Here is a 1,342-nt window from a genome sequence, read left to right as displayed (position 1 = left end):
CACCGTGACCGTCACCGCCGACGGCGAGAGCCGCACCCACCGCGAGCCCTTCCTGTCCTGGCTGGAGAAGGACCTGGCGGCGCTGCGCACCGAAGTGCCCGAGCTGCCCTTCGAGTTCGCCCTCGGCTGGGTGGGCTGCCTGGGCTATGAGCTCAAGGCCGAGTGCGGCGGCGAGGCCGCCCACCGCTCCCCCGACCCCGACGCCGCCCTCGTCTTCGCCGACCGCGCCCTGGTCCTGGACCACCGCACCGGCACCGGCCACCTGCTGGCACTGGCCGAGGACGGCGACGAGAGCGCCGCGCGCGCCTGGCTCGCCGAGGCCGCCGCCGCCCTGAGCGCCCTCGCCGGACAGCCGCCCGAGCCGTGCCCTCCGGCACCGACGTGCACGGCGGGACCCGTGGAGCTGCGGCACGACCGCGACGCCTACCTCAAGCTCATCGACGTCTGCCAGCAGGAGATCGCCGCGGGCGAGACCTACGAGGTGTGCCTGACGAACATGGCCGAGGTCGACACCGACCTGGACCCCTGGCAGGCCTACCGCGCCCTGCGCCGGGTCAGCGCCGCCCCCTTCGCCGCCTACCTGCACTTCGGGCCGCTCGCGGTGCTCTCCAGCTCCCCGGAACGGTTCCTGCGCATCGACCGGCACGGCGCCATGGAGTCCAAGCCCATTAAGGGCACCCGCCCGCGCGGCAGCACCGAGGCGGAGGACGCCCGGCTCATCGAGTCCCTGGCGACCTGCGAGAAGGACCGCGCGGAGAACCTGATGATCGTCGACCTGGTCCGGCACGACCTGGGCCGGTGCGCCGAGGTCGGCTCGGTCGTCGCCGACCCGGTCTTCCAGGTGGAGACCTACGCGAGCGTCCACCAGCTCGTCAGCACCGTACGGGCTCAACTGCGCGCCGACAGCAGCCCGGTGGCCGCGGTACGGGCCGCCTTCCCCGGCGGGTCGATGACCGGCGCCCCCAAGATCCGCACCATGCAGGTCATCGACCGGCTCGAAGGCGGGCCGCGCGGCGTGTACTCGGGCGCGATCGGCTACTTCTCGCTGACCGGCGCGGTGGACCTGTCCATCGTCATACGCACCCTCGTCCTCAGCGGCGGACGGCTGCGCTACGGCGTCGGCGGCGCCATCATCGCGCTGTCCGACCCGGCGGCCGAGTACGAGGAGACCGCGGTCAAGGCCACCCCGCCGCGAGGAGCCCGGCCACGGCCTCGCCCCGAGCGCCGCCGACGCGGAACCGGACCTGTCCCCGGCCCCGCACCCGGCACACGGCGAGTCCTCCCTCGCCCGCTGAACCCCGACGGGAGCCGCCCGCCGCGCGCGGACGGCTCCCGYMSGGGT

The 1,342-nt window shown here is 74.6% G+C and carries 1 protein-coding gene; it reads left to right on the top strand.

Annotation, left to right across the window (positions count from 1 at the left end; genetic code table 11):
* The coding region (pabB, locus tag AB8Z36_RS40790) for an aminodeoxychorismate synthase component I (RefSeq protein ID WP_369218390.1) at window positions 1-1,342 on the top strand (1,342 nt) is incomplete at both ends.

Source organism: Streptomyces flavofungini (genome assembly GCF_041028215.1).
GTDB classification, from domain to species: domain Bacteria; phylum Actinomycetota; class Actinomycetes; order Streptomycetales; family Streptomycetaceae; genus Streptomyces; species Streptomyces flavofungini_B.
This window is presented reverse-complemented; position numbering and strand designations above follow the sequence as displayed.